The following is a 26,156-nucleotide window of genomic DNA, read 5'->3' as shown; positions in this document are numbered from 1 at the left end:
GGTCACAGGCCCGGCAGGATGTGTTCGAAGAACTCCAGGTCGCCTTCGAAGACCGGGGTCAGGGCCAGGAACTCCTCAGGCGTGACCCAGCGGTGGTCGCCGATCTCGGCCGGGTCGGGGATCACGTCGCCGGTCGGTGCGTCCGCCGTCCACCAGTGCAGACGGAAGCGTCCGTCGTCGGTCTCGGACTCCCAGACCTTGGCCAGGGGGACGGCGGTGAGGCCCACCTCCTCCCGAACCTCCCGGACGACGGCCTCCCGCTGGGTCTCCCCCGGTTCGACCTTGCCGCTCAGCGGCTGCCAGTAACCGGGGCGGGCGACGGTGGCGGCGCGGCGGATCGCCAGGATCCGGTCGTCCCGGCGCAGCACCGCCACGATCGCCTCGCGCCGGGCCATCAGCCCTGGGGGCGGCCCGTGGCCACCGCGTAGAAGGCGACCGCGGCCGCCGCGCCGACGTTCAGGGAGTCGACACCGTGGGACATCGGGATGCGTACCCATTCGTCGGCGGCGACCAGGGCCTGCGTGGACAGGCCGTCGCCCTCGGCGCCGAGCATCAGGGCGACGCGGTCCATCTTGTGCGGGGCGGCCTCGTCGAGGGACCTCGCCTTCTCGTCCGGGGTGAGGGCGAGGAGGGTGAAGCCGGCCTCGCGGACCGACTCCAGGCCCTTGGGCCAGGTGTCGAGGCGGGCATAGGGGACGGAGAAGACGGCGCCCATGGAGACCTTGACGCTGCGCCGGTAGAGGGGGTCGGCGCAGTCCGGGGACAGCAGGACCGCGTCCATGCCGAGGGCCGCGGCCGAGCGGAAGATCGCGCCGATGTTGGTGTGGTCGTTGACCGACTCCATGACGACGACCCGGTGGGTGGTCTGCAGGAGTTCGGCGGCCGTGGGCAGCGGTTTGCGCTGCATGGAGGCGAGCGCACCGCGGTGCACGTGGTAGCCGGTGACCTGCTCGGCGAGCTCCGGGCTGACCGCGTAGACGGGGGCCGGGAGTTCGTCGATGACATCGCGCATGACGTCGACCCACTTGGCGGACAGCAGCATCGAGCGCATCTCGTACCCGGCGTCCTTGGCCCGTCTGATCACCTTCTCGCCCTCGGCGATGAACAGGCCCTCGGCCGGTTCTCGTTTGCGGCGCAGTTCCACGTCGGTCAGGCCCGTGAAGTCGCGCAGGCGGGGGTCGTCGGGATCCTCGACGGTGATGAGATCGGCCACAGGGTGATACTGCCTTGTCCTGGGTGTGGTGCCAACGGCTCGGAAGGGGTTGTGTTACCCCGGGTTACTCGACTGCCCGCGGGCCCACTTCCACGACCTCGCCGATGACGATGACCGACGGCGCCTTGACCTCGTGCGTTCGGACCGCCTCGGCGACCGTGGCGAGGGTCGCGTCGACGCGGCGCTGGGCGGCCGTGGTGCCCTCCTGGACCAGGGCGACCGGGGTCTGCGGGTCCTTGCCGTGCGCGACCAGGGTCTCGGCGATCTTGCCGATCTTGTCGACGCCCATCAGGACCACCAGCGTGCCGGCCACCTTCGCCAGTGCCGGCCAGTCGATCAGCGAACGCTCGTCGTCGGGGGCGACATGCCCGCTGACCACGGTGAACGCCTGCGCGAGCCCCCGGTGGGTGACCGAGATGCCGGCCGCGCCCGGTACCGAGATGGAGCTGGAGATGCCGGGGACGACCGTGCAGGGGATGCCCGCCTCGGCGAGCGCCTGGATCTCCTCCATGCCGCGGCCGAAGACGAAGGGGTCACCGCCCTTGAGCCGGACGACCGACCTGCCCTGCTTGGCGTGCTCGATCAGCGCGTTGTTGATGGCCTCCTGGGCCATGAAGCGGCCGTACGGCAGCTTCGCCGCGTCGATCACCTCGACGTGCGGCGGCAGTTCGGCGAGCAGGTCGCGCGGGCCGAGGTGGTCGGTGATGACGACGTCGGCCTCGGCCAGCAGACGGCGGCCGCGCACGGTGATCAGGTCGGGGTCGCCGGGGCCGCCCCCGACCAGGGCGACGCCGGGCGTGCGGCTGCGGTGGTGCGGGGCGACGAGGGTGCCGTCGCGCAGGCCTTCCACGACCGCGTCGCGGATGGCGGCGGTGCGCCGCGGGTCGGGGTGGTGCGTGTCGGTGGTCAGGACGGCGACGGTGACGCCCTCGCTGTGGCCGGTGGCCGGCGTCCAGGCGGTCGCCGCCTCCGCGTCGTCGGAGCGCACGCACCACACGCGGTGGCGTTCCGCCTCGGCGGAGGCCCGGGTGTTCGCCTCGCGGTCGCCGGTGGCGATGAGCGCGTACCAGGCGTCCGCGAGGTCGCCCTCGGTGTACGGGCGCCGCACCCAGGTGATCTCGCCCGTGTCCGCCATCGCCTCGACGGAGGGGGTCGCCTCCGGGGCGACGAGGAGGACGTCCGCGCCGGCCGCGATCAGGGCCGGCAGTCGGCGCTGGGCGACCTGGCCGCCGCCGAGTACGACCACTTTGCGGCCGGTGAGGCGGAGGCCCACGGGGTAGGCGGGGTGTTCGGCCATGAGGTGCGGCTCCTCGTCCTGCAATGCGGCGGGCGCTACGGCGCTGGAGCAGCCCTGACGTGCGGGTGTCGGTGATGGGGTTCTCAGCGTACGGCCGGGGGTGGGGCGCACGCAGGAGCGCGTACCCCACCCCCGGTACGGGAGCTACTTCTCGGTGACTCCCGCGGAGTCGAAGGTCGCCACCTCGTGCATCGCGCGGGCGGTGCTCTGCACCAGCGGCAGGGCGAGCAGCGCGCCCGTGCCCTCGCCGAGCCGGAGGTCGAGATCGACCAGGGGGCGCAGGCCCAGCTTGTTGAGGGCCGCCACGTGACCGGGTTCGGCACTGCGGTGGCCCGCGATGCAGGCCGCGAGCACCTCGGGGGCGATCGCGCGGGCGACGAGGGCGGCCGCGCCGGCGCTGACGCCGTCCAGGATGACCGGCGTGCGCAGCGAGGCGCCGCCCAGCAACAGGCCCACCATCGCCGCGTGTTCGAAGCCGCCGATCGCGGCCAGCACGCCGACGGGGTCGGCGGGGTCCGGCTGGTGCAGTTCGATGGCGCGCCGGACGACCTCGGTCTTGCGGGCCAGCGTCTCGTCGTTGATGCCGGTGCCGCGCCCGGTGACCTCGGCGGGGTCGGTGTCCGTGAACACCGAGATCAACGCGGCGGACGCGGTGGTGTTGGCGATGCCCATCTCACCCGTCAGCAGCGCCTTGTTGCCGGCCGCCACCAGGTCGCGGGCCGTCTCGATGCCGACCTCTATGGCCTGCTTGGCCTCCTCGCGGGTCATCGCGGGGCCGGTGGTCATGTCGGACGTACCGGCGCGGATCTTGCGGGGCAGCAGGCCCGGGGTGGCCGGCAGGTCGGCCGCGACACCGACGTCCACCACGCACACCTCGGCGCCCACCTGACCGGCGAAGGCATTGCAGACCGCGCCGCCGCCGAGGAAGTTGGCGACCATCTGGGCCGTCACCTCCTGCGGCCAGGGGGTGACGCCCTGGGCGTGCACCCCGTGGTCGCCGGCGAAGATCGCGACGGCCGCGGGCTCCGGGATCGGGGGCGGGCACTGGCGCGAGAGCCCGGACAGCTGGGCGGAGATGATCTCCAGCATGCCGAGTGCGCCGGCCGGCTTGGTCATCCGCTTCTGCCGCTCCCACGCCTCGCCGAGCGCCTTGGCGTCCAGCGGGCGGATCTGCGCGACGGTCTCGGCGAGCAGGTCGTGCGGTTCCTCGCCGGGCAGGGCACGGCGGCCGTACGTCTCCTCGTGCACGACCCAGGACAACGGGCGGCGCTTGGACCAGCCGGCCTGCATCAGCTCGGGCTCGTCCGGGAACTCGTCGACGTACCCGACGCACAGGTAGGCGATGACCTCGAGGTGCTCGGGCAGGCCGAGCGCCCGCACCATCTCCCGCTCGTCGAAGAAGCTGACCCAGCCGACGCCGAGGCCCTCCGCGCGGGCGGCGAGCCACAGGTTCTCGACGGCGAGGGCGGCGGAGTAGGGCGCCATCTGCGGCTGGGTGTGGCGGCCGAGGGTGTGCCGGCCGCCGCGCGTGGGATCCGCCGTGACGACGATGTTCACCGGGGTCTCGAGGATGGCCTCGATCTTCAGTTCCTTGAACTGCTTCGCCCGTCCCTTGGGCAGCGACTTGGCGTACGCGTCCCGTTGCCGCATGGCCAGCTCGTGCATGCTGCGCCGGGTGTCGGCGGAGCGGATGACGACGAAGTCCCAGGGCTGCGAGTGGCCGACGGAGGGGGCGGTGTGCGCGGCCTCCAGGACGCGGAGCAGCACCTCGTGCGGGATGGGGTCGCTGCGGAAGCCGTTGCGGATGTCGCGGCGCTCGCGCATCACCTTCAGCACGGCCTCGCGCTCGGCGTCCTCGTAGGCAGGGGCGGCCGGGCCGGTGGACTCTCGTACTTCTTCCACGGCGGCCGTGCTCTCTTCCTGGTCGGCGGCCCGGGTGTCCAGGTCGTCGGCGTTCTGTACGAGGTCGGGGTCGGCCTCCCGTTGCGAGGGGACCATGGCGACCGGCTCCGGGGCCGGCGCGAGGTGCGGGGTGGTGGGGACCGAGCCCGGCACGGCGACGAACTGGCCGAGGGACCGGTCCGGTTGGGTCTCGGTACCGGTACCGGCGGGCGTGACGGCGAGCGGCTGCGCACTGCCGACAGGCTCCGCCTCCGCCTCCGCCGCCGGCCCGGCCTGGTCCTCGGCGGAGGTCGCGACGGCGTCGGGGGCGTCTGCGGAGTCCGGCGGGGTGACCGCGTCGTCGGGTCGGTGGACGGTCGGGTCCGCCGGGGGAACAGGGTCGGCCGGTTGGAGGGTGGCCGGAACCTGCTCGTTCGCGGGGTCTTGCCGGGAAGCGGGAACAGGCGTTTCGGGGGCGGGAGCGGCCTGAGTCGGGACAGGCGCCGTTCCCACCGGGAAGGCCGGCTGTGCTTCGCCGTCCTGTGCGTCCGTCACGGCGTGAACGGGCACGGCCGGCTCCGCGGCCGGAACCACCTCCTCCGGGACGGGTAGGACAGCGGCCGCGTTCGCGGTCACCGCTCCGGCCTGGACGTGCTGCCCTTCGGCGTCCTGCGCGTCCGTGACAGGGTGAACGGCCTCCGGTTCGGGCAGCACCGGGGAGCCGTCAGCGGGATGAGCCGCATGCGGGGCCGCCGGGAAGGCGGCCACCGGCTGGGGCTCGGGGGTTACGGCGGTGTCGGGACCCTGCGCGGGTACGTCCGCCTCGGCGGGCTGGGCGGCGTCGGGAGAGGCAGCGGGGACAGCCTGGCCGGCGTCCGGCGCCGGGGCCTGTGGCGCCTGGATGGCCTCGACTGCTACCGCGCCGGCCATCTGCCCGGTTCCGGGCACATCAGCGCCCACTGTCTCTGCGGGCTCGATGACCTGCCCATCGGCCGGCACCCCGGAGTCGGCCACCTGCTCACTTCCCGGCACTTCCGGATCGGCGACCTGTCCGGTCCCCGGTGCTTCGGGCTCGTCGACCTGTGTCTCCAAGGGCGCGGTCTGGGCAGTGGTGGCCGCCACAACCGCGACGACCTGCTCGTCCACGGGGGTTACGGGCTCGGTTGCCTGCACTCCCGCAACCGCCGTGTCCGCAGGAGCGTGCGCGGCGTCCGGGGTCTGGTCCGGCTCGGGAGAGGGGTCGGCCTCGACCGGGCCGTCCTGGGGCGTGCCGTCGGTGGCGGGAGCCCACTGCGCCGCTGGAGCTTCCGGTTGCTCGGCCAGGTGCTGGCCCTCCGCGACGGGCGCACTCGCAGTCGCGTGCGCGTCAGAGACCTGGCCTCCCTCAGGGGCAACGCCGGCAGGGGTGTCCGATGGCCCGCCGCTCACATGACCGCCGGCCGTCGGAAGTTCGCCCGGGACGACTCCGGTCCCGGCGTCCTGCCCGGTCTCCGCAGGATGCTCGGCCGGTGCGCCCTGTGCCTGGTCCTGCGCGGCGGCGCCCGTCTCCGTTGCGAGGCGGGCCATGACGGCCTGGGCCGCGCCCAGGGGCGCGGTGGCGTGGCCCGGGGCGGGAACAACCGTTTCCGCAGCCGGCACCCCGGTGGACACCTGGGCCGTGGCCTGGGCCTGGGGCTGGGGCTGGGGCTGGGGCTGGGGCTGGGGCTGGGGCTGGGGCTGGGCGCCCCAGGGGGACGCGCCCTGGGGGGACGCGTCGAGGTACTCGGGGCCGACCGTCGGCGGGCCGGGGTGGCGGACGGGGACGCCCGCGGGGCCGCGGTCGGCGAGGGAGCGGACCGGGCTGGCGGAGGCGTCCGGGGTGGGCGGGCCGAGGTGCAGCGGACGGCGCGGGGTGATCGGCGGGATCGGCACCGAGGAGGCCGCGGGGGCCGGGTCGGGGAGGCGTACGCCGCCGAGGTCGACCGAGCCGCTGTCGCGGCCCGCCGTCTCGTGCGGGCCCGGCTCGTGCACGGTCTCGACGACCGGCTCGGGCGCGGGCGGGGCGACCTCGTTGCCCCAGGGGCTCTGCGCGCCCGGCAGCAGCAACAGGTCTTCGTCCTCGGCGGTGGTCTCGGAGAGGTAGGTGTACGCACCGTGCGCGGCGACGCCCGGCTGCTCCACCATGCCTGCGCTCTCCGGCAGCCCCTCGCCCGGGACCTGGCCGGTGTCGGTCATGCGTACCCCTCGCCCATCGGTTAGTGCTTCTCGGTCCAGCTCACCGGGAACGGCGCACCGACCGCCCCCGCAGTGAAGAACGAGCGTGCGTGCCCAGCGGCACGAACGACCCGCCCGTAAAAGGCGACAAAGCCATTCAGTGGCATTGTCCCGGTCGTTCCGCCGTCGCGACAGCTTGATCCGCGACGGTCCGCTGTGGACTGCGCCACGTTGCGCGTCCTCCGGTTTCGGCGTACCCCACCCACCCCAAAAGGGATGCGTTTTCCGGACATTGACGAACGAAGTGCCGGGCCACCCGGTGCGGTACAACGGTCGATCAGCCTACCGCGAGCGGTAGGACAACAGGATCACCGGGACGGCAGAAAACAGGATCACTGGGACGGGAACGGAGTCACGGGGTGCGCTCGGGGAGTGCGCCGCTGAGCAGGAATGCGACGCTCCGCTCCGTCTCCGTCCAGGCCCTGGTGTCGAGTTCGACGGACTGGAGCAGGGCGCACTCGACCCGGTAGCCGTGCTCGGTGAGGTCGCGGCCGACGAGTTCGGCGGCGTCGCGGGTGGCCGCGTGCGTGACGATGCGCTGCGGGCGCCGGTCGGCGACCGCGGAGACGACGGCCGCTCCCCCGCCGCCGACGCGGACGACGTCGGGTTCGGGGAGTCGTTCCAGGACGTGCGGGGCGGTGCCGTGCACGATCTGGAGCTGGACGCCGTGGCGGCGGCCGGCGGCGTCGGTGCGGCCGCAGGCCACCAGGTCCCGGTCGACGGCGAGGACGGCGGCCCCGGCGCGCGCGGCCTCGGTGGCGAAGGCGCCGCTTCCGCAGCCGATGTCCCACACCAGGTCGCCGACGCGCGGCCCCAGGCGGGCGAGTTGGGCGGCGCGCAGCAGGTCCGTCTCGCCCTCGCCGAGCGGGCCGTCGTAGGCCTCGGCGGGCAGGGTCCAGCCGCGCGCGCCGGCGCCGGGGTCGCGGCCGGCGAGCCAGCCGGCCTCGGCCGGGGCGGCGGGCGCGACGGAGCCTCCGATGACGATGACGACGTTCGGGTCGCGCCAGGTGTGGTCGGCGGCCTTGTCGGAGGTGACGACGGTGACCTGTTCGCGTTCGGTGCCGAGTTCCTCGCAGATGACGAAGGTGCGGTGGACGCCCTCCAGCAGCAGGCCGAGTTCGGCGGGGCCGGCGCCGGGCGAAGTGAGGACGGCGACCTTGGTGTGGGCGCGGCACACGTTCACCGCTCGGCGCAGGGTGCGTCGGTGGGCGACGACCACCTGTGCGTCGTCCCAGGGCATGCCGGCCCGGGCGAAGGCGGCGGCGACCGAGGAGACGGCGGGGACGACCTCGACCTCGAGGCCGAACTGGGGGTCGCGCAGGGTCCGTACGACTCCGAAGAACCCGGGGTCGCCGTCCGCGAGGACGACCGCGGTGCCGCGGTGGCCGGCGATACGGCGGGCGGCGAGGGCGACGCTGCCGAGCCGGATGCGTTCCGCTGTGGCGGGCACCTCGGCGAGCGCCAGGTGGTGGGCGGCTCCGGCCACGAGGGTGGCGGCGCTCAGGGCGGAGCGGGCCGCGGCGGTCAGCGGCGAGCCGTCCCAGCCGATCACCGTGACGCGGTCGGCCATAGTCGTCGGTCTCCAGGGGGTTTACGCAGGTCGGGCTCCGTGAGGGTACCTCTCGGCGCCCCGAGGGTTCAGTTCCAGTCCGTGAACGAGGTGAAACCACCGGTGTCGGCCAGTTCCTCGCTCGCGCCGTCGAGGTCCTCGGGCAGCAGGCTCCACACGATGTAGTCGCTGCGGACCTCGCTCCAGGTGCCGTCGTCGGCGCGGACGCGGACTATGCAGGCGCCGCGCAGAACGCCCTCACTGATACAGCCGATCTTCTGGGCGACCTGCTGGGCGGCGGTGTTGTCGGCGGCGGTGCGCAGTTCGATGCGCTCGAACTTCTGGTCGCCGAGGAGCCATTGGGCGGTGGCGAGCGCGGCCTCGGAAGCGTAGCCCTCGCCGCGGGCCCAGGGGGCGATGATGTACGACAGCTCGGTGGAGCGGACGTGCCAGTCGGTCTCGGTGAGCCGGACGACGCCGACCAGGCGCTGGGTGAGGAACTCGGTGACGGCGAGGTCGGTCCCGCGCCCCGACTCCCGCTCGCCGGGCACGTGTTGGGTGACCCAGGCGCGGGCCTGTTCCTCGGAGTAGGGCTGGGGCACGCTCGTCCAGGCCCCGACCTGCTCGTCGTTCATCATCTCGGCCAGTGCGGGCACGTCGTCCTCGTCGAGGGGCCGCAGCACCAACCGCTCCGTGCTGATGGAGATGTTGGGGAAGGTGCTAGTCATGCGCCGCTCCGTAACCTTCGGTCAACCTTCAGGGCCTGCTGAACTGCCCAGCATGCAGTATGGGGGCACACCACCGCACGACGGGGTCCACGGATGGTGAGCGAGTGGACCCCGTGCGTGGCGATACGCCGTATACGTGCCGTCTGAAGGGAGATCGGGGGGGAAGGAACCGGGGGCGGATCAGAAGGACGGGATGACCGAGCCCTGGTACTTGTCCTCGATGAACTTCTTCACCTCGGCGGAGGTGAGCAGCTTCGCGAGCTTCTTGACCCGCGGGTCCTTCTCGTTGCCCTTCTTCACCGCGAGGAAGTTGCCGTAGGGGTTGTTCTTCGCGGACTCCAGCACGAGGGCGTCCTTGGCGGGCTTGAGGCCGGCCGAGATGGCGTAGTTGCCGTTGACGACCGCGGCGTCCACGTCGTCCAGGGAGCGCGGGGTCTGGGCCGCCTCGACCTCCTTGAACCTGAGGTTCTTCGGGTTTTTGGCGATGTCCTGCGGGGTGGCCTCGTTGCCGGCGCCGTCCTTGAGCGTGATGAGGCCGTTCGCGGCCAGCAGCTTGAGGGCGCGCGCCTCGTTCACCGCGTCGTTGGGGACGGCGACGGTCGCGCCGCTCTTGAGGGCGTCTGCCTTCTTGACCTTGTGGGAGTAGAGGCCGAGCGGCTCCAGGTGCACCGTGACGACGGGCACGATGTGGGTGCCGCGCTTCTTGTTGAAGTCGTCGAGGTAGGGCTGGTTCTGGAAGTAGTTGGCGTCGACCGAGCCGTCCTCGGTGGCGGTGTTGGGGACGATGTAGTCCTGGAACTCCTTGACCTGGAGGTCGAGTCCGGCCTTCTTCGCCAGGTTGTCCTTGACGAAGTTCAGGATCTCCGCGTGCGGGGTGGGGCTCGCGGCGACGATCAGCGGTCCGCTGTAGTCGGACGTGGCGGAGTCCTTGCCCGAGCCGCAGGCGGTGAGCCCGAAGGTGAGGGCTCCGGCGGCGAGGACGGCGGTGGTGAGCTTTGCGGTGTTACGCACGAAAAGTGCCTTTCCTAAGGGTGCAGCGACCCCGCGGTTGGTGGTGCGGGGAGTCTGTGAGGCGTGCCAGGGGTGCCTATGCGACCTTGTCGATGTCGGCCGAGGCCGGCTCCCCGGCCTTCAGCAGCCGTAGCTTCGGCGCCGGGCCGGAGCGTCCGCCGCGTCCGTGCAGCGAGCGGGCCGCGAGGTCGCCGGCGAACTGGATGAGTGAGATGACCACGGCGAGGATCGCCACGGTGATCCACATCAGTTCGGTCTCGAAGCGCTGGTAGCCGTAGCGGATGGCGATGTCGCCGAGCCCTCCGGCCGCGACCGTGCCGGCCATCGCGGAGTAGCCGATGAGCGCGACGATCGTGGTCGTGGTGCTGGCGATCAGCGAGGGCAGGGCCTCGGGCACGAGGACCTTGCGGACGATCGTCCAGGTGTTGCCGCCCATCGACTGCACGGCCTCCACCAGGCCGCCGTCCACTTCGCGGACAGCCGTCTCGACGAGGCGCGCGAAGAACGGGATGGCACCGATGGCGAGCGGCACGATGGCGGCCTCGCGGCCGATGGTCGTACCGGTGATCCAGCGGGTGAAGGTCATCAGCGCGACCATCAGGATGATGAACGGCATCGACCGGGCGATGTTCACCACCTGCCCGATGACCTTGCTGGCGAGGACGTTCTGCAGCAGCCCGCCCCGGTCGGTGAGGACGAGCAGGATGCCCAGCGGCAGTCCGCCGACGACGGCGATGAGCGTGGACCAGCCGACCATGTAGAGGGTGTCCCAACACGCCTGGGACAGCAGCGGCTGCATCTCGGACCAGGTCATCGCTGTGCACCTTCCGTCAGCAGGACGGGCTCCTGGCCCAACACGTCGATCAGCAGGCCCTGTTCACGCAGGAAGCCGATCGGCACGACGTTGTCCTCGTAGCGGCCGGGCAGTTCGATGCGCATCCGGCCCACCTGGAGGCCGCCGACGGTGTCGATGGCGGCGCCGAGGATCGATATGTCGATGTTGTAGGTGCGGGAGAGCTGGGAGATGACGGGCTGGGTGGCGGCCTCGCCCTGGAAGGTGACGTCGACGACGGTACGGTCGTCGCCGGCCGCCTCGCCGCCGACCGGGAAGAGCGTGGAGGCCAGTTCGGAGCCGGGGGTCGCGAGCAGTTCGCTCACCGTCCCCGACTCCACGATGCGGCCCTGGTCCATGAGGGCGGCGGAGTCGCAGATCGTCTTCACGACGTCCATCTCGTGGGTGATGAGCAGGACGGTCAGGCCGAGCTGCCGGTTCAGGTCGCGCAGCAGCTGGAGGATGGAGCGGGTGGTCTCCGGGTCGAGGGCGCTGGTCGCCTCGTCGGACAGCAGCACCTTGGGGTCGCCGGCCAGGGCGCGGGCGATGCCGACGCGCTGCTTCTGGCCGCCGGAGAGCTGGGCGGGGTAGGCCCCCGCCTTGTCGGCGAGCCCGACCAGGTCGAGCAGTTCCAGCGCCTTGCGCGAGCGCTCCCTGCCCGACCTGCCGAGGATCTCCAGCGGCAGCTCGACGTTGTCCTGGACGGTGCGCGAGGACAGCAGGTTGAAGTGCTGGAAGACCATGCCGATACGGCTGCGCGCCTGCCGCAGCTCCTTGCCGGCCCGGGGTCCGCGCCCCGCGAGGGCCGTCAGCTCCTGTCCGGCGACCGTCACGGTCCCGGCGGTGGGGCGCTCCAGCAGGTTGACGCAGCGGATGAGGGAGGACTTGCCGGCGCCGGACTGGCCGATGACGCCGTACACCTCGCCTTCGCGGACGTGCAGGTCGACGCCGTCCAGGGCGGTGACCTCACGACCGCGCGAGCGGTAGACCTTGGTCAGGCCTGAAGTCGTGATCACTGGGGTTCCGTCACTGTCGAGTACGCGGGCGTGGATGTGCCCGGGTACGGGAGGAAAGTGGTGCGCGGGCAGCTCGGTCACGTACGGCGTTCACGGCGTACGGACATGCCACGGCGGCTCGCTTCGGGGCGCGAGCCTCAGGGCGGTACGGGGGCCCTCTACAAGGCGCACATTCGACACGAACAACGAGCACCGGGCGTCAGGGTCGCCTCGGTCGCAAGGGTGCGGCAGCTCGTCGTGGTCATGCGATCAGTAAAGCAGACGTATGGGAGCGACCAGGAACCCGCTGTCCGCATGGCGGACAGCGGTGGACAGGTGTCAGTCGCGTACGGAGATCTCCACTCCCCCGTGGGTGACCAGCGCGGACAGCGCCGACAGGTCCCCGACGACCAGGTCGGCGTCCAGCTCGGGGGCCTGGTGCGTTGTGGTCAAGGCCACGGTGGTCATGTCGGCGGCCCGGCCGGAGGCGAGCCCCGCGGGGGCGTCCTCGAAGACGACGCAGTGGGCCGGGTCGACGCCCAGCCGCCGGGCGGCGAGCAGGTAGGGCTCGGGGTCGGGCTTGCCGCGGGTGATGTCGTCGGCGGCGATCATCGTCTTGGGCAGGATGCCGACGGCGTCGAGCCGGGCCTCCGCCAGGCGCCGGGTGGCGGAGGTGACGACCGCCCAGCGGTCGGCGGGGAGGGAGTCCAGGAAGTCCTTGGTCCCCGGCAGCAGGTACACGCCGCCGTTGGGCACGTCGTCCACTTCCAGCAGCTCGATCCGCGCGACCGCCTCCGCCACGACCTCGGCGGGCAGCAGCTCGGCGGCTATCTCCACGGCCGGCCGCCCGTGCAGTTCGACCCGGCCGAACTCCTCGTCGCTCAGGCCGTACTCCGCCGCCCACCGGGTCCAGCAGCGGTGCACGGATTCGAGGGAGGAGACGAGGGTGCCGTCGTTGTCGAACAGCAGGGCTTGTGCGTGGATCTTCATGGCCTCGACCCTACGGTGTACGGCGGGGTCGGCGGCGACGAGCCATTTGCGCCGTAATAAGGTCGCGTCATGCTCACCGTCCTGACCCTGGTGACCGGGGTCGCCGCCCTGCTGCTCGCCGCCTGGTGCGGCTGGGCCGCCCACCGGGACCAGCCCACGAAGGACTGGCACTTCATCGGCATGGCCGTGGTGTCGCTGCTGGCCGTGGTGCAGCTGGTGGTCGGGATCGTGCTGCTGGCGCGCGGTGAGAAGCCCGCGCAGGGGACGACGATCTTCGTGGCCTATCTGCTGGGCGCCTTCGCGTGCGTCCCGGCGGCGGGCTTCATGTCGCTGGCGGAGCGGACGCGGTGGGGTTCGGTGACGGTCGCCGCCGGCGGTGTGGTGCTGGCCGTGCTGGAGGTACGGCTCTATGACATCTGGGGAGGCTGAGGTGACCGTGACGGAACAGAAGCCCACCAGGACGCGCCTGATCGGCGGACCGGGCATGCTGCTGGTCTGGTTCTACGGCGTGATGGTCGTCGGCGCGGTCTCCCGCTCCGTCTACCAGATCGCCACCGACTTCGACCGGGCCCCGCTCGCCTACGCGCTGTCCGCCGTCGCCGGTGTCGTCTACGGCTTCATCACGTACACGCTGGTACGCGGCGGGGAGACCGCCCGCAGGGCGGCACAGGTGTGCTGCGCCGCCGAACTCGCGGGGGTGCTGATCGTCGGCACCTGGACCCTGGTCGACAAGTCGGCCTTCCCGGACGCGACGGTGTGGTCGGACTACGGCATGGGGTACGTCTTCATCCCCGTACTGCTGCCGATCTCCGCGCTGTACTGGCTGCGCAGGAACCGCGCCGTCACGCCGTCGTGACGTAGGACTCCGCCGGCTTCTCGAGGACGATCATCGGTACGCCGTCGGCGCCCTGCGAGGTGCCGACCGTCTCGTAGCCGACGCGCCGGTACAGGCGCAGGTTGCCCTCGCTGCGGTGGCCGGTGTGCAGCCGGAAGCGCTTGGCGCCGCGCTCCTCGACCAGGGCCGTCTCGGCCGCGCGCAGCAGCCGCGCGCCGATGCCGTGGCCCTGCAGGCGGGGGTGCACGCAGAGCTTGCCGATGGAGGCGGAGCCGTCCTCGGTGACCCGGCCGCGCACCGAGCCGACCACCTCCTCACCGAGCCGCGCGACGAAGACGCAGTCGGAGGCCACCTCCTGGCGGACCGAGTCCAGGCTCTGCACGAGCGGGTCGATGCGGTAGTTGCCGTACAGCGCCGCCTCGCTCTGGAAGCACAGGTACTGGAGCTTGAAGATCTGCTCTGTGTCCTGCTCGGTCGCCACCGAGATGGTCACGCTCATGCCCATGTGCGCACGCCTCCCGCTCACCTGATCGCCACGTTGTCCCTCACTCCTATCCCCGCCCTTCGCGTGCCGCAACCTCCGGTGTGAGCAAACGACGGAGACAACCCAGGCATCTGGAACGTTCCGGACCCAGACTGCCCTGTGAGATACCCAACTCCCCCGCGATCTCCCGGTATGTCAGGTCTTTCGGGGAGAGAAGCGCCTCCAGGAGACGGGGGCAGCGCCCCGGCAGGCGGCGGACCGCGTCCCGCAGGGCCCGGCGGCGGGCGGCGGCGAGGGCGAGGTGTTCGGGGTCGCGGTTCCCGTCGTCGGCGGGCTCGACGCCGTACGGCCGCTCGCGGCGGTGGGTGCGACGGGTGCGGCGCACCTCGGAGCGGACGGCCCGGCGCAGCCAGCCTTGCGGGTCGGCGGGCGGCCCTGCGGAGTCGAGGCGCTCCAGCAGACGCAGCCAGACCGCCTGTTCCAGGTCGGCGGGCTCCGCACCGGAGGCATGTGCCTCGGCGTCGGCTTCCGCGGTGAGCAGGGGGCGCAGGGAGGCGAGGAGATCGTGCGTCACATGCGGCACGACGCGGCCGCCCAGGCCTGGGGTTGCCCGGACGGCCGGCTGTCACCCCAACCGGGGCCTCGGGCTCAGCCGTTGACGAAGTCCGCGCGGGCGAGGACGGCAGTGTCGGCGTTGTCGGTGAAGACACCGTCGATGCCGGTCGCGAAGTACGTCCTGAAGGCACCGAAGGGGTCACCGTAGCCGTCCGCCGCCGTGCCCTTCTGGAAGTCGGCGGGCAGGAAGGGGTTCTCGTTGCGCATCGTGTAGGGGTGCAGGATCAGGCCGACCTTGTGCGCGTCGGCGACGAGGGTGGTCGGCGTGGTGAGCCTGCCCTTGGCGTCCTTCGGGATGATCAGGTCGAGGGTGGGACCGAGGCCCTGCGCGTAGCCGGCGATCTCCCGGAGGCCCCTGGGGGTGATCAGGTCGGCGACGGTGCGCGGGTCACCGGCCTCGACGAAGTCCCAGGGACGCGTGTTCGCGGCGGACAGCAGGACCACCAGCGGGTTGTCGACCAGCGTGTTCAGCTTCTGGATGCTGCTGGGCTCGAAGGACTGCAGGATGACCGGCGAGTTCCGCTTGTCCTTGCCGTACTTGTGCAGCAGCTTGGCGACCCGCTCCTCGAGGCCCAGGCCCAGCTTGCGGAAGTAGGTGGGGTGCTTGGTCTCGGGGTAGATCCACACCTGCCTGCCGCGCCTGCGGGTCTGCTCGTCCTGCCACTTCAGGACTTCCTCGAAGGTGGGGATCTCAAAGCGGCCGTTGTAGAGGGTGTTGTGCGGGCGGTTGGCCGGAATGCGCTCGATCGCGCGCAGGGTCTTCAGCTCGGCGAGCGTGAAGTCCTCGGTGAACCAGCCGGTGGTGGGGACGCCGTCGAGGACCTTGGTGGTCCTGCGACCGGCGAACTCGGGGTGGTCGGCGACGTTCGTCGTCCCGCCGATCTCCGGTTCGTGCCGGCAGACGAGATGGCCGTCCTTGGTGGGCACCAGGTCGCCGGCCTCGACGATGTCGGCGCCCAGGTCCAGGGCGAGCTCGTACGAACCGAAGGTGTGCTCGGGCCGGTAACCGCTGGCGCCGCGGTGACCGATGATCGCGGGCTTGGGCAGACTCTTGAACCCGCCGCCGTGCCCGGCACCCGCGGCTCTCGCCGTCCCGGACAGACCCAGGACGGCTCCACCCGCGCCCAGCACCGCCGCGCCGAGGAGCGCCCGCCGCCCGGTGCCGCCAGTCTGCTCGTTGTCCTGCGTTCCCATGAGCGCCTCCCCGGGCGTCCGTTCACCTCTGTGTCCGGCGCGATGGTAGGGGCGTGGACATGACGCGTAGGGGTCCGTGGCCGGAACACGCGGTCGACTCGCGATGTCGGCGGGGAGCCGGTGCCGCGGCAGGCGCGTCCGATCGGGCGCGACTTCGGTCACAGGTTCCGGGGCTGTTACGGTCCGGAAACGCGATGTCACCGCAGGTGAGCCGACGTCAACAGCGCGTAAGACCTCGGTGAACGCCGTGTCCTCGATGTGCATCACGCCGGGAACCGCGAGTATCGTCCTCACCTGCACAGACTCATAGGGATTCGCTTGACACCGGAGGGCACGTTGTCCCGCTTCGCGCTCATCAAGGCAGTGCTCGGACCGATCATGCGCCTGATGTTCCGCCCACAGGTGGAGGGCGCGGAGCGCATCCCGGGTGACGGCCCCGTGATCCTGGCCGGCAACCACCTCACCTTCATCGACTCGATGATCCTGCCGCTCGTGTGCGACCGGCAGGTGTTCTTCATCGGCAAGGACGAGTACGTCACCGGCAAGAGCTTCAAGGGCCGCCTGATGGCCTGGTTCTTCACCGGGGTCGGCATGATCCCGGTGGACCGGGACGGCGGCCGGGGCGGCGTGGCCGCGCTGATGACCGGACGGCGGGTGCTCGAGGAGGGCAAGGTCTTCGGCATCTACCCCGAGGGCACGCGGTCGCCGGACGGGCGGCTGTACCGGGGGCGAACGGGGATCGCACGGCTGACGCTGATGACCGGTGCGCCGGTGGTGCCGTTCGCGATGATCGGCACGGACAAGTTGCAGCCGGGGGGGTCGGGGATGCCCCGGCCTGGCAAGGTGACCGTTCGGTTCGGTGAGGCGATGGAGTTCTCGCGGTACGACGGGATGGACCGGGACCGGTATGTGCTGCGGGCGGTGACGGACTCGGTGATGGCTGAGGTCATGCGGTTGTCCGGGCAGGAGTACGTGGACATGTATGCGACCAAGGCCAAGGCGGCCTGAGGCCCACGCGGCGGTAGCCGCACATCCGACACAGCCCCGCGCCTCTAAACGGCGTTGTCCAAACGTTGGCCTCTCAGCATGAACCATGCTGCGATCGCCGTCGCCAGGAGTACCGCGGCGCCTGCTCCCGCTGCTAGCGAGAGGCCGTCCACGAACGCTCCGCGCGCCGACGACAACAACCGCTCGGCGCTTTCGGGCGACATGGCGTGAGCCGCTTCCACCGCGCCGCCCAGTGACTCGTGTGCCCTCGACGGAGTGCCCGCCGGTGCCGGGAAGCCCCTGTACACGCCCGTCACGATCGTGCCCAGGATGGCTATGCCCAGGGCCGCGCCCAGTTCGTAGGCCGTTTCCGAGACCGCTGACGCTGCGCCTGCCTGGTCCTTCGGGACCGAGGAGAGGATGACGTCGGCGGTGACCGTGAAGGAGAAGCCGGCGCCGACGCCCACCACGAGCAGGGCCGTGCCGAGGAGGGGGTAGCCGGTCGTCTCGGTGATCAGGGTGAGGGAGCCGAGGGCGAGGCCCACCGCCGCCAGGCCGCCGGAGACCACGGCGCGTACCGAGTGGCGGCGCGCCGCCCGGCCCGCGACCAGGCCCGTCGCCACCGCACCCGCCGCCGCGGGGATTTCGGCGAGGCCCGCCTCGAACGGGCTTCTGCCCTGCACGAGTTGCAGGTACTGGGAAAGGAAGAAGACCAGGCCCGACAGGCCCAGGACGGTCAGCAGGTCGGCCAGGACCGCCGCGCTGAAGCCGCGGTTGCGGAACAGGCGCATGTCCAACAGCGGAGTGGGCAGCGTGAGTTGGCGGCGGACGAAACCGGTCAGCGCCGCCGCGCCCAGCGCGCCCGCGGCCGGTGTGGGCCACGTGAAGCCGTGCGTGGCCAGTTCCTTGACCGCGTAGACGACGCCGATCACGCCGACGAGGGAGAGCGCGACGCTCGGCACGTCCCACGGCCCCGGGGCCGGGTTCTTCGACTCAGGCAGGCTGCGGATGCCCACCAGGACCAGGACCGCCATCACGGGCAGGTTGATCAGGAAGACCGAGCCCCACCAGAAATGCTCGAGGAGGAAGCCGCCGGTGATCGGGCCGACGGCCGTGCCCGCGGAGGCCGTCGCTCCCCAGACGCCGATGGCGAGGCTGCGTTCACGCGGATCATGGAAGAGGTTGCGGATCAGGGCGAGGGTGGCCGGCATCAGGGTCGCGCCGGCGACACCGAGCAGGGCCCGGGCCAGGATCAGCACCTCCGGTGTCCCCGCATAGGCGTTGAGGACCGATATCGCGCCGAACGCCGTCGCGCCGCCGAGCAGGATCCGTTTCCGGCCGATGCGGTCGCCGAGGCTGCCCATGGAGACGAGCAGGCCCGCGATCACGAACGAGTAGACGTCTCCGATCCACAGGAGCTGGGTGCCCGTGGGCCTCAGGTCCTCGCTGATGTAGGGGGTCGCGAGACCCAGGACGGTCGCGTCGACGGCCACCAGCAGCACGGCGAGCACGAGGACGGACAGCGCGAGCCAGCGGCCCGGGCGCTTCACCGCCTCGGGCGTGGTCGCCGGCCGCAGGGTGCTGGTCATGGTTCCTCTCTCCGTAGTGCGCCACCGAGCAGCAGCTCGGTGATCATGAAGGTGAAGTCCTTGGAGGCAACGCGGCCCTCCAGGACCGCCCACGCGCCGGAGGCCAGCAGGCCGTACAGCGCTTCGGTGAGCCAGGCGGGGGTGAGGTCGATACGGAAGGCGCCGGCGGACTGGCCCCGCCGGAACAGGGCCGCGATGCGCTCGTCGATCCGGGTCCAGCCCGTGTTCTGCTGCTCGCCCTCGAACAGCTGGTTCTCGCTGTAGAGGAAGGCGAGCAGCGCGGCGGACGGTTCGATGGCCTGGACGAGCCGCCGTACGGCGTCGGGCGCCGGGCCCTCGTCCACGCGGGCCGCGTCCAGCGCCGCCTCGCACTCGTCGATGCCGAGCGACTCCAGGGCCCGTACGAGTGCGTCGCGCCCCGCGAACTGGCGGTGCAGCGTGGCGCGGCTGATGCCGGCCACCCTCGCGACCTCGTCCATCGTCGCGGTGGACTTGCGGGTCAGCAGGGCCGCGGCGGAGCGCAGCACGTGGTCACGGTCGACAGCCATGAGACAACTATAGACCATGTGAGACATTCATGTCTCACATGGTCTATGCGTGGCTCACCGGGGTCGACCGGGGTCAGTTTCTGTCAGTGCCAGGGGAGGCTGCTGCGCTTCTCCCAGTACTCCCGTGGTTCCTCGACGAGTTCGGCGAGTCGGGCCAGTTGGTCCTCGTCGAGGTCGACGACGGCCGCGTGCAGGTTGGAGGCGAGCTGGGTGAGGGTCGCGGCGCCGGAGAGCACGACGCCGGCCCAGGGCTGGTGGAGGATCAGCGCGAGGGCGACGGCGTCGCAGCCGAGGGACGTTTCCGCGGCCACCCCCCGCAGGGCCTCCGGTGCGTGCGCTGCCGCGAGGCGGCCGTTGGCCATGCCCTCCTTCACGATGACCGTGAGCCCGGCGTCGTGGGCCTCGGCGAGGGCCGGCCCGGCGGAGGTCTCGAGGGCGTTGTACGTCGACTGCACGGTACGGAAGAGGGGGTTGCCGTCGACCGTCACGGCGAGGGCGGCGCGGATGGCGTCCGCCTGGGCGGGACCGCTGGTGGAGAAGCCGACGGTGAGGCCTTCGGCGGCGGCGTCCGCGAGCCGGGCGTGGAGTTCCTTGTCGGTGAGGGCCGGGCTGTCCGGGGTCACCGAGTGGATCTGGTAGAGGTCGAGGCGGTCGCCCAGGAGGGCGGCGGTCTCGGCGCGCTGGCGCTCGTAGGTCCGCAGACTGTGGTCCTTGACCTCGTGTTTCTCGGCGTCGGTGGTCCAGTCGGCGGTATAGGTGTAGCCCCACTTGCTGCCGATCACCACGTCGTCGACGCGGGGGTTGCGCCGGAGCCAGTCGGCGAGGAACTCCTCGGAGCGGCCGTAGGAACGCGCCACGTCGAAGTAGCGGACGCCCTGGGCGTAGGCGGCGTCGAGGAGTTCGTGGGTGCGGGTGCGGAGGGCCTCGGCGGTGCGGTCGTCCCCGAGGTCCTCGTCTCGGCCGAGGTTGATGTAGCCGGGGCGGCCGACGGCTGCGAGGCCCAGTCCGATGTGACAGGTGGGGGTGGTGGCGGTGGCGAGTCGGGCGAAGGGCATACCGACAACGTAGCGCGGGATGCCCTTCGCCCCGGAGAACTCGTCGGCGCACTCAGCTCTTGGCCGTCGACCAGGCGTGCTGCGCGGCCACGTTCTGCTTCACCTCTGCCAGTTGGATCGCCACCGCGCTCGGGGCCGTGCCGCCCCTGCCGTTGCGGGAGGCCAGCGCGCCGGGGACGTTCAGGACGGAGCGGACCTCGGGGGTCAGGTGGGCGGAGATCTTGGCGAACTGTTCGTCCGTCAGGTCGCCCAGTTCCTTGCCCTCGGCCTCGGCGGCCTTGACGCACTCGCCGGCCACCTCGTGGGCCACGCGGAACGGGACGCCCTGCTTGACCAGCCACTCGGCGACATCGGTGGCGAGCGAGAAGCCCGCGGGGGCCAGTTCCTCCATGCGGTCGCGGTGGACGGTGAGCGTGGCCATCATGCCGGTGAAGGCGGGGAGCAGGATCTCGAGCTGGTCGACCGAGTCGAAGACCGGCTCCTTGTCCTCCTGGAGGTCACGGTTGTAGGCGAGGGGCAGCGCCTTGAGGGTGGCCATCAGGCCGGTCAGGTTGCCGATCAGGCGGCCCGACTTGCCGCGCGCCAGCTCCGCGATGTCCGGGTTCTTCTTCTGCGGCATGATCGACGAGCCGGTGGAGAAGGCGTCGTGCAGGGTCACGAAGGAGAACTCCTTCGTGTTCCAGATGATGATCTCCTCGGCGATCCGGGAGAGGTTCACGCCGATCATCGCCGTGATGAAGGCGAACTCCGCCACGAAGTCGCGGGACGCCGTGCCGTCGATCGAGTTGCCGACGCTGCCGTGCTCGAAGCCCAGGTCCGCCGCCACCGCCTCCGGGTCGAGACCGAGGCTGCTGCCGGCGAGGGCGCCCGAGCCGTACGGCGAGACCGCCGTGCGCTCGTCCCACTGGCGCAGCCGCTCCGCGTCCCGGGACAGGGACTGGACGTGGGCGAGGACGTGGTGGGCGAAGAGGACCGGCTGGGCGTGCTGGAGGTGGGTGCGGCCGGGCATCGCCACGTCCGGGTGGGCCTCCGCGAGGCCGATCAGGGCGTCCTGGAGGTCGGCGATCAGCCCGCCGATGGTGCGGGCGTGGTCGCGGAGGTACATGCGGAAGAGCGTGGCGACCTGGTCGTTGCGGGAGCGCCCGGCGCGCAGCTTTCCGCCCAGGTCGGGGCCGAGGCGCTCCAGCAGGCCCCGCTCGAGGGCGGTGTGCACGTCCTCGTCGGCGATCGTGCCCGCGAAGGAGCCGTCGGCCACGTCCGCCTCGAGCTGGTCGAGTCCGGCGATCATGCGGGTCAGCTCGTCGTCCGTGAGCAGGGCCGCCTTGTGGAGCACGCGCGCGTGGGCGCGGGAACCGGCGATGTCGTAGGGCGCCAGCCGCCAGTCGAAGTGGACCGACGCGGACAGCTTGGCCAGGGCCTCGGCGGGACCGTCGGCGAAACGGGCACCCCAGAGCCGGACATCACCGCTGTTGCTGCTCACTTGCGCTGCTCCTAGAGAGATACGGAACTTATGCATGAGTATGCAGTGCACTGCATGATTCGTCAATCCGCGGGGACGGTTACCCGCCAATCTCGGGGGCGTTTGAACACCCGTAACCGCTTACCCGTACCTCTCGCCAGACGCAGGCGCCGCGTTCGTTCACCCGAGTCACACACCAGTGACAGTACTGTCACTCCAGACCCCAGTGAGGCATCCGCATGTCCAGGGCTCTTCCGAAGTACAACAAGCGTCGCGTCGCGATCATCGGCGGCGCCGCCGCGGTGGCGCTGTCCGGAGCGGTGATCGCCGGGACCGCCCTCGCCGGGACGCCGTCCAAGAGCAGCGGGGACAACGCCCGTACCTTCGCCGCGTCGCCGGGCACCATCAGCTGCCCGGACGTCGCTTCGAAGCTGCCCGCGATCCCGGCCTCCGCCCAGGCCGAGGTCACCCGCAACCTGACCCTGCTGCAGACCCAGATCGACGAGGCCAACAAGCGGCTGCAGACCACGGTCGGCCAGGGCGGCCCGAACTTCGTGAACAACGCCATCCTCGGTCCCCTCAAGGACAAGCGCGTCGCGACGATCAACCGGATCGCCACGGCCATCGGCCGTAAGGCGGCCAAGCCGACCGGCCTGGACTCGCTGGCGCCCTGCGCTCTGAACGGCGCGGGAGCGGCCGGGGCGGGCAACGCGAACGCCGGGGGCAACGCCAACGCGGGCGGGAACGCCAATGCGGGTGGCAACGCCAACGCAGGCGGGAACGCGAATGCCGGTGGGAACGCCAACGCCGGGGGCAACGCCAACGCGGGCGGGAACGCCAACACGGGTGGGAACGCCAACGCCGGAGGCAAGGCCAACGCGGGTGGGCAGGCCGGAGCCGGAGCCGCCTCCGCCGTGGGCACGATCACCTGCCCTGACGTCGCCTCGAAGCTGCCCGCGATCCCGGCCTCCGCCCAGGCCGAGGTCACCCGCAACCTGACCCTGCTGCAGACCCAGATCGACGAGGCCAACAAGCGGCTGCAGACCACGGTCGGCCAGGGCGGCCCGAACTTCGTCCAGAACGCGATCCTCGGCCCGCTGGCGGACAAGCGGAAGTCGACGGTCGACCGCATCGCCACCGCGATCGGCCGCACCGCGGCCAAGCCGACCGGCCTCGACTCGCTGGCCGCCTGCACGCTCACCAAGTGACGTGACAGGCGCTGTGGCCGCCCCGATGAAGCGCCGGCCGGGGCGGCCGCGGCGGGGTCCGGGACCGGACCGGGCGATTCCTTTAGACAGGCGAAAGGATCGCGCGGATAATCGTCCGGCGTGGGAAAGACTTACGAACGCATAGACGGCAGGCTGCGCACGTTCATCGAGGCGCAGCCTCTTTTCTTCACCGCGACCGCCCCGCTCTCCGGCGACGGCACGGTCAACCTCTCCCCCAAGGGCCTCAAGGGCTCCTTCGCGGTGCTGGACGAACTCACCGTGGCCTACCTGGACTTCGCCGGGTCCAACGCCGAGACCATCGCGCATCTGCGGGAGAACGGGCGGATCACCCTGATGTGGTGCGCGTTCCAGGGACCGCCGAACATCGTGCGGGTGCACGGGCGCGGGGAGCCGGTCTTCCGCGACGACCCGCGGTTCGGGGAACTCCTCACCCACTTCCCGGACATCGACCCGACCCGGCACGGACTGCGCGCGATCATCGTCGTGAGCGCCGAACTCGTCCGGGACACCTGCGGATACGCGGTGCCCTTCATGACGTACGACGAGGACCGCGATCTGCACGGCAAGCGGTTCGCGCGCGAGGACGACGCGTCGCTGAGCGAGTACTTCACCAAGAAGGAGCACATCGCCACGAGCCTGGACGGCCTACCCGGGCTGCCGTTGCCGCTGCCGCCCTCTACGGTCTGAGCCAGGCCTCCACCGGGTTTGGCACGCGGCTGATCACCGCTGTCGCGTCCGGGACGAACTCGACGTCCGGCACGGTGACCTGGTGGGACCTCAGGGCAGGCGGTGGGTGAAGGCCGGTTCCGCAGCCGCCCGGTTCGGGGCGAAGGGGCTGGTGGAGGGAGCCTCGCGCAAGCAGAACACCGACACGACACCGACGGGGCTGTACGACCTGACTGCCACCAGCCGGTGCGGGGGCGCGGCGCGGGCATCTTCCTGCACGTCAACGGGCGTGGGGCGACGGCCGTGTGTGTCGGTGCCGAGCAGCGCGATGCGGGCGATCCTCGCCTGGGCGGCGCCCCGGAGGAAGCCGCACATCGCCATCGGGACGGCGGGCGGGAGCACGGCGATCACCCGGTACTGATCCGTACGGTGAACGTCGTCGACCCCGGCCTGCTCTCCAGCTCGACACTCCCCCCGTGCGCCTCCGCCACCGCCACGACGATCGACAGGCCAAGGCCCGCCCCGCCGCCGGAGGCGTCCGCGCGGCGGCGGTGGTCGGCCCTGGTGAAGCGTTCGAAGACGCCCGGCTGGATGTCCCGGGGGACTCCCGGGCCGTCGTCGTGGACACGCAGGACGGCGGTGGCACCCTCCGTCTCCAGGGTCACCGTGACCTTCGTGCCGTCGGGTGTGTGCAGGCGGGCGTTGGCCAGCAGGTTGGCCAGGACCTGGTGCAGGCGGTGCTGGTCGCCGAGGACGGTGACCGGTTCCTCGGGCAGGTCCAGCTGCCAGCGGTGACCGGGGCCCGCGGCGCGGGCGTCGGTGACGGTGTCCAGGACCAGCATGGTGAGGTCGACCGGTTGGCGTTCCAGCGGGCGGCCCGCGTCCAGCCGGGCGAGCAGCAGCATCTCGTCGACCATCTCGCCCATCCGGCCCGACTCCGCGGCGATGCGTTCCAGCGCCCGGGTGATCTGCGGCGGTACCGGGCCCGGATGCAGCAGGGCCAGTTCCGCGTGGCCGCGGACCGAGGCGACCGGGGTGCGCAGTTCGTGGCTGGCGTCGGCGGCGAAGCTGCGCAGCCGCTCCTCGCTGGCGTGCCGTTTGGTCAGGGCGTCCTCGACATGGCCCAGCATGCGGTTGAAGGCGCCGGCCATCTGGCCCACCTCGCTGCGCGGATCGGACTCGGGTGCCCGGGGCGGCAGCGCCACCTCGCCGCTGGCCAGCGGGAGTTCGCTGACCCGGGTGGCGGTGGCCGCGACCCGGCTCAGCGGGCGCAGCGACCAGCGCACCCAGAGGGCGCCGGCCACGCCGGTGACGGTGAGGGCCGCGCCGAAGACGACCGCCGCGACCAGTTCGAGGCGGTGGATGACGGCCTCCACCGGCTCCAGCGGCAGGCCGGTGATCAGCGTGTCTCCGTCGACGCCCCGGGAGTAGACGACGCGGTAGGCGTGCAGGGCGGAGAGGTGGACCGTGTGTCCCCTTCCGTCGGCCGGGACCGCGGCGAGCCGTTCCTCGTCGTCGGCGGTCAGGAGGACGAACTGGATGCTGTTCGAGCGGACGACCGCCGCCTCGGTGACCTTCCCCCCGACCAGCCGAGCGCCCAGGGTGCCCGTGGACTGTCGGCGGGTGTCGCCGTGTTCGTCGCCGTCCCCGTCGTCGGGCAGCCGGCCGTTGTGCTCCAGGCTCACCGCGAACCTGTTTCCGGCCCCGGCCAGCTGCTCGTCGAGCCGGCGGTTGAGGAAACCCTGCAGTTCGATCACCGCGGCCACCCCGACCGCCGCACAGCTGACCGCGAGCAGCACGACCAGGCCGAAGGTCAGCCGGGCCCGCAGCGTCCGCGGCCGTGGCAGGCGTCGCACGAACCTCATGGGCTCACCGGCTTGAGCACGTACCCGGCCCCGCGCACCGTGTGGATCATCGGCTCACGGCCCGCGTCGACCTTCTTGCGCAGGTAGGAGATGTACAGCTCGACGACGTGGGCCCGGCCGCCGAAGTCGTAGGACCACACCCGGTCGAGGATCTGCGCCTTGCTGAGGACCCGGCGGGGGTTGCGCATCAGGAAGCGGAGGAGTTCGAACTCGGTCGGGGACAGTTCGACCAGTTCACCCGCGCGCGTGACCTCGCGGGAGTCCTCGTCCATGACCAGGTCGCCGACGATCAGCCGGGGTCCCTCCTCCAGCTGGCGGGCCATGCCGGCCCGGCGCAGCAGTCCGCGGAGCCGGGCGACCACCTCCTCCAGGCTGAAGGGCTTGGTGACGTAGTCGTCGCCGCCCGCGGTGATGCCGGCGATCCGGTCCTCGACCGCGTCCCGGGCGGTCAGGAACAGCACGCACACCTCGGGTTGCACGGCGTGCAGGGAGCGCAGCACGGCGAACCCGTCGGTGTCCGGGAGCATCACGTCGAGGACGACCGCGTCCGGCAGCAGCTCGCGGGCCTCGGCGAGCGCGGAGGCGCCGTCGCCTGCCGTGCGGACCTGCCAGCCCTCGTAGCGCAGGGCGCCGGAGAGCACCTCGGCGAGGTCGGGGTCGTCGTCGACGACGAGGACGCGCAGGGGGGTGCCGTCGGGGCGGGTGAGGGCGGGACGGCCGGATCTGGTGGTGTTCATCTCCTGACCAGGATCACCCCTCGTGCGGGCGCCGGGCAGTGGGCCCGGCTGTGAGTTTCCTCTGAGTCGGGTCGGTGGAGTCCCGTTCAGAGGGTGCTCAGAGGTTGTGGAGGCACAGTTGCGTCCGGACAGGCGAAAGGACGC

The 26,156-nt window shown here is 71.6% G+C and carries 24 protein-coding genes and 1 pseudogene; 6 read left to right on the top strand and 19 right to left on the bottom strand.

The features are described from left to right. Positions 1-2: 2 nt before the first annotated feature. The 10 genes from ACIRVK_RS08890 to ACIRVK_RS08845 form a co-directional block, all read right to left on the bottom strand. On the bottom strand, positions 3-395 hold the full coding sequence (locus ACIRVK_RS08890) for an NUDIX domain-containing protein (protein WP_404244751.1): 393 nt from the start codon (positions 393-395) through the stop codon (positions 3-5). Further along, positions 395-1,213 carry a TrmH family RNA methyltransferase gene (locus ACIRVK_RS08885; protein ID WP_404244750.1) on the bottom strand — a complete coding sequence of 273 codons (819 nt, stop codon included), beginning with the start codon at positions 1,211-1,213 and terminating at the stop codon, positions 395-397. The genes ACIRVK_RS08890 and ACIRVK_RS08885 overlap by 1 nt, the downstream gene beginning before the upstream one ends. Before the next feature lie 64 nt (positions 1,214-1,277). Further along, positions 1,278-2,510 carry a uroporphyrinogen-III C-methyltransferase gene (gene cobA / locus ACIRVK_RS08880; RefSeq protein WP_404244749.1) on the bottom strand — a complete coding sequence of 411 codons (1,233 nt, stop codon included), beginning with the start codon at positions 2,508-2,510 and terminating at the stop codon, positions 1,278-1,280. Between the two features lie 144 nt (positions 2,511-2,654). Further along, a complete protein-coding gene (cobT, locus tag ACIRVK_RS08875; protein WP_404244748.1) occupies positions 2,655-6,605 on the bottom strand; it encodes a nicotinate-nucleotide--dimethylbenzimidazole phosphoribosyltransferase in 3,951 nt (1,316 codons plus the stop codon). 391 nt (positions 6,606-6,996) lie between these two features. Then, entirely contained in the window at positions 6,997-8,214 is a 1,218-nt protein-coding gene (gene cbiE / locus ACIRVK_RS08870; protein ID WP_404244747.1) for a precorrin-6y C5,15-methyltransferase (decarboxylating) subunit CbiE, read from the bottom strand. Positions 8,215-8,282: 68 nt separating this feature from the next. Beyond that, entirely contained in the window at positions 8,283-8,921 is a 639-nt protein-coding gene (locus ACIRVK_RS08865; RefSeq protein ID WP_404244746.1) for a GNAT family N-acetyltransferase, read from the bottom strand. 180 nt (positions 8,922-9,101) lie between these two features. Further along, positions 9,102-9,932, bottom strand: coding sequence for a MetQ/NlpA family ABC transporter substrate-binding protein (locus ACIRVK_RS08860; RefSeq protein ID WP_404244745.1), 831 nt, complete (start codon positions 9,930-9,932; stop codon positions 9,102-9,104). Between the two features lie 76 nt (positions 9,933-10,008). Further along, the gene (locus ACIRVK_RS08855) at positions 10,009-10,746 is read right to left on the bottom strand and encodes a methionine ABC transporter permease (protein ID WP_404244744.1); all 738 of its coding nucleotides are present in this window, start codon (positions 10,744-10,746) and stop codon (positions 10,009-10,011) included. Then, positions 10,743-11,780, bottom strand: a complete 1,038-nt coding sequence (locus ACIRVK_RS08850) for a methionine ABC transporter ATP-binding protein (RefSeq protein WP_404244743.1) — start codon at positions 11,778-11,780, stop codon at positions 10,743-10,745. Before ACIRVK_RS08850 ends, ACIRVK_RS08855 begins: the two co-directional genes overlap by 4 nt. Positions 11,781-12,098: 318 nt before the next feature. Further along, positions 12,099-12,749, bottom strand: coding sequence for an HAD family hydrolase (locus ACIRVK_RS08845; RefSeq protein ID WP_404244742.1), 651 nt, complete (start codon positions 12,747-12,749; stop codon positions 12,099-12,101). A 69-nt stretch (positions 12,750-12,818) separates the two neighbouring features. On the opposite strand from ACIRVK_RS08845, the gene ACIRVK_RS08840 reads away from it, so the two are divergent. Then, on the top strand, positions 12,819-13,178 hold the full coding sequence (locus ACIRVK_RS08840; protein WP_404244741.1) for a hypothetical protein: 360 nt from the start codon (positions 12,819-12,821) through the stop codon (positions 13,176-13,178). Next, the gene (locus tag ACIRVK_RS08835; protein WP_404244740.1) at positions 13,159-13,605 is read left to right on the top strand and encodes a hypothetical protein; all 447 of its coding nucleotides are present in this window, start codon (positions 13,159-13,161) and stop codon (positions 13,603-13,605) included. Before ACIRVK_RS08840 ends, ACIRVK_RS08835 begins: the two co-directional genes overlap by 20 nt. On the opposite strand, the gene ACIRVK_RS08830 is transcribed toward ACIRVK_RS08835, so the two are convergent. From ACIRVK_RS08830 to ACIRVK_RS08820, 3 genes are all read right to left on the bottom strand, one after another. Next, positions 13,592-14,089 (bottom strand): GNAT family N-acetyltransferase, encoded by a 498-nt coding sequence (locus ACIRVK_RS08830; RefSeq protein WP_404244739.1) that lies wholly within the window; start codon positions 14,087-14,089, stop codon positions 13,592-13,594. The genes ACIRVK_RS08835 and ACIRVK_RS08830 overlap by 14 nt on opposite strands. A 46-nt stretch (positions 14,090-14,135) precedes the next feature. Next, the gene (locus ACIRVK_RS08825; protein WP_404244738.1) at positions 14,136-14,642 is read right to left on the bottom strand and encodes an RNA polymerase sigma factor; all 507 of its coding nucleotides are present in this window, start codon (positions 14,640-14,642) and stop codon (positions 14,136-14,138) included. 74 nt (positions 14,643-14,716) lie between these two features. Further along, a complete protein-coding gene (locus tag ACIRVK_RS08820) occupies positions 14,717-15,877 on the bottom strand; it encodes a glycerophosphodiester phosphodiesterase (protein ID WP_404244737.1) in 1,161 nt (386 codons plus the stop codon). A 336-nt stretch (positions 15,878-16,213) separates the two neighbouring features. Between ACIRVK_RS08820 and ACIRVK_RS08815 the strand changes: the two genes are divergently transcribed. Continuing rightward, positions 16,214-16,885: a lysophospholipid acyltransferase family protein gene (locus ACIRVK_RS08815; RefSeq protein WP_404244735.1), complete on the top strand. Its 672-nt coding sequence runs from the start codon at positions 16,214-16,216 to the stop codon at positions 16,883-16,885. 44 nt (positions 16,886-16,929) lie between these two features. Here ACIRVK_RS08815 and ACIRVK_RS08810 read toward each other — a convergent pair whose 3' ends face one another. From ACIRVK_RS08810 to argH, 4 genes are all read right to left on the bottom strand, one after another. Then, positions 16,930-18,453, bottom strand: a complete 1,524-nt coding sequence (locus ACIRVK_RS08810; RefSeq protein WP_404244734.1) for an MFS transporter — start codon at positions 18,451-18,453, stop codon at positions 16,930-16,932. Beyond that, the gene (locus ACIRVK_RS08805) at positions 18,450-19,001 is read right to left on the bottom strand and encodes a TetR/AcrR family transcriptional regulator (protein ID WP_404244732.1); all 552 of its coding nucleotides are present in this window, start codon (positions 18,999-19,001) and stop codon (positions 18,450-18,452) included. Before ACIRVK_RS08805 ends, ACIRVK_RS08810 begins: the two co-directional genes overlap by 4 nt. Positions 19,002-19,084: 83 nt before the next feature. Next, the gene (locus ACIRVK_RS08800) at positions 19,085-20,056 is read right to left on the bottom strand and encodes an aldo/keto reductase (protein WP_404244731.1); all 972 of its coding nucleotides are present in this window, start codon (positions 20,054-20,056) and stop codon (positions 19,085-19,087) included. A 52-nt stretch (positions 20,057-20,108) separates the two neighbouring features. Continuing rightward, the gene (gene argH, locus ACIRVK_RS08795) at positions 20,109-21,536 is read right to left on the bottom strand and encodes an argininosuccinate lyase (protein ID WP_404244730.1); all 1,428 of its coding nucleotides are present in this window, start codon (positions 21,534-21,536) and stop codon (positions 20,109-20,111) included. Between the two features lie 218 nt (positions 21,537-21,754). On the opposite strand from argH, the gene ACIRVK_RS08790 reads away from it, so the two are divergent. From ACIRVK_RS08790 to ACIRVK_RS08780, 3 genes and pseudogenes are all read left to right on the top strand, one after another. After that, positions 21,755-22,723 carry a hypothetical protein gene (locus ACIRVK_RS08790; protein WP_404244728.1) on the top strand — a complete coding sequence of 323 codons (969 nt, stop codon included), beginning with the start codon at positions 21,755-21,757 and terminating at the stop codon, positions 22,721-22,723. A gap of 120 nt (positions 22,724-22,843) precedes the next feature. Continuing rightward, entirely contained in the window at positions 22,844-23,431 is a 588-nt protein-coding gene (locus ACIRVK_RS08785) for a pyridoxamine 5'-phosphate oxidase family protein (RefSeq protein ID WP_404244726.1), read from the top strand. Then, a pseudogene (locus ACIRVK_RS08780) lies at positions 23,428-23,831 on the top strand (hypothetical protein). The gene ACIRVK_RS08785 and the pseudogene ACIRVK_RS08780 overlap by 4 nt, the downstream one beginning before the upstream one ends. Here the strand turns inward: ACIRVK_RS08780 and ACIRVK_RS08775 are convergent. Together ACIRVK_RS08775 and ACIRVK_RS08770 are read right to left on the bottom strand one after the other, a co-directional pair. Then, a complete protein-coding gene (locus tag ACIRVK_RS08775; RefSeq protein WP_404244725.1) occupies positions 23,818-25,275 on the bottom strand; it encodes a sensor histidine kinase in 1,458 nt (485 codons plus the stop codon). The pseudogene ACIRVK_RS08780 and the gene ACIRVK_RS08775 overlap by 14 nt on opposite strands. Further along, positions 25,272-26,012 (bottom strand): response regulator transcription factor, encoded by a 741-nt coding sequence (locus ACIRVK_RS08770; RefSeq protein WP_404244724.1) that lies wholly within the window; start codon positions 26,010-26,012, stop codon positions 25,272-25,274. The genes ACIRVK_RS08775 and ACIRVK_RS08770 overlap by 4 nt, the downstream gene beginning before the upstream one ends. Between the last annotated feature and the right edge of the window lie 144 nt (positions 26,013-26,156).

This window comes from Streptomyces sp. NPDC101152, from assembly GCF_044768275.1.
Lineage (GTDB): Bacteria > Actinomycetota > Actinomycetes > Streptomycetales > Streptomycetaceae > Streptomyces.
Note: the sequence above shows the minus strand (reverse complement) of the source record. Positions and strands in the feature narration are given on the sequence as shown.

Excerpts from the sequence above, each read along its gene's own strand:
- ACIRVK_RS08855 (WP_404244744.1), bottom strand. The coding sequence starts at position 10,746 with ATGACCTGGTCCGAGATGCAGCCGCTGCTGTCCCAGGCGTGTTGGGAC.
- ACIRVK_RS08845 (WP_404244742.1), bottom strand. The coding sequence starts at position 12,749 with ATGAAGATCCACGCACAAGCCCTGCTGTTCGACAACGACGGCACCCTC.
- ACIRVK_RS08865 (WP_404244746.1), bottom strand. The coding sequence starts at position 8,921 with ATGACTAGCACCTTCCCCAACATCTCCATCAGCACGGAGCGGTTGGTG.
- ACIRVK_RS08800 (WP_404244731.1), bottom strand. The coding sequence starts at position 20,056 with ATGCCCTTCGCCCGACTCGCCACCGCCACCACCCCCACCTGTCACATC.
- ACIRVK_RS08820 (WP_404244737.1), bottom strand. The coding sequence starts at position 15,877 with ATGGGAACGCAGGACAACGAGCAGACTGGCGGCACCGGGCGGCGGGCG.
- ACIRVK_RS08840 (WP_404244741.1), top strand. The coding sequence starts at position 12,819 with ATGCTCACCGTCCTGACCCTGGTGACCGGGGTCGCCGCCCTGCTGCTC.
- ACIRVK_RS08775 (WP_404244725.1), bottom strand. The coding sequence starts at position 25,275 with ATGAGGTTCGTGCGACGCCTGCCACGGCCGCGGACGCTGCGGGCCCGG.
- ACIRVK_RS08810 (WP_404244734.1), bottom strand. The coding sequence starts at position 18,453 with ATGACCAGCACCCTGCGGCCGGCGACCACGCCCGAGGCGGTGAAGCGC.
- cobA (WP_404244749.1), bottom strand. The coding sequence starts at position 2,510 with ATGGCCGAACACCCCGCCTACCCCGTGGGCCTCCGCCTCACCGGCCGC.
- ACIRVK_RS08790 (WP_404244728.1), top strand. The coding sequence starts at position 21,755 with ATGTCCAGGGCTCTTCCGAAGTACAACAAGCGTCGCGTCGCGATCATC.
- ACIRVK_RS08830 (WP_404244739.1), bottom strand. The coding sequence starts at position 14,089 with ATGGGCATGAGCGTGACCATCTCGGTGGCGACCGAGCAGGACACAGAG.
- ACIRVK_RS08770 (WP_404244724.1), bottom strand. The coding sequence starts at position 26,012 with ATGAACACCACCAGATCCGGCCGTCCCGCCCTCACCCGCCCCGACGGC.
- ACIRVK_RS08890 (WP_404244751.1), bottom strand. The coding sequence starts at position 395 with ATGGCCCGGCGCGAGGCGATCGTGGCGGTGCTGCGCCGGGACGACCGG.
- cobT (WP_404244748.1), bottom strand. The coding sequence starts at position 6,605 with ATGACCGACACCGGCCAGGTCCCGGGCGAGGGGCTGCCGGAGAGCGCA.
- ACIRVK_RS08835 (WP_404244740.1), top strand. The coding sequence starts at position 13,159 with ATGACATCTGGGGAGGCTGAGGTGACCGTGACGGAACAGAAGCCCACC.
- ACIRVK_RS08805 (WP_404244732.1), bottom strand. The coding sequence starts at position 19,001 with ATGGCTGTCGACCGTGACCACGTGCTGCGCTCCGCCGCGGCCCTGCTG.
- cbiE (WP_404244747.1), bottom strand. The coding sequence starts at position 8,214 with ATGGCCGACCGCGTCACGGTGATCGGCTGGGACGGCTCGCCGCTGACC.